The organism is Psychrobacter sp. 16-MNA-CIBAN-0192 (genome assembly GCF_040309565.1).
Classification (GTDB): Bacteria; Pseudomonadota; Gammaproteobacteria; order Pseudomonadales; family Moraxellaceae; genus Psychrobacter.
The window spans coordinates 1-235 of record NZ_JBEOOX010000737.1 but is presented as its reverse complement, the minus strand read 5'-3'; the positions used below and the strand labels follow the sequence as shown (position 1 = coordinate 235).

At 43.0% G+C, this 235-nt stretch carries 1 protein-coding gene; it reads left to right on the top strand.

All coding sequences use genetic code 11. The features are described 5' to 3' along the window. The coding region (locus AAEY78_RS15040; RefSeq protein WP_352340311.1) for a sigma-70 factor domain-containing protein at window positions 1-235 on the top strand (235 nt) is incomplete at both ends.

Here is a 235-nt window from a genome sequence, read left to right as displayed (position 1 = left end):
AAATTGGCCGGACAACTGACCCTGTTCGCATGTATATGCGTGAAATGGGTACTGTTGAACTTCTTACCCGTGAAGGCGAAATTGTTATCGCTAAGCGTATTGAAGAAGGCATTAACCAAGTTCAAATTTCGGTTGCTGAATACCCTGAAGCGATCACTTACCTACTTGAACAGTGGGATAAGTTTGAAGCAGAAGAGATGCGTCTTAGCGATATTATCTCTGGCTTTTTCGATCC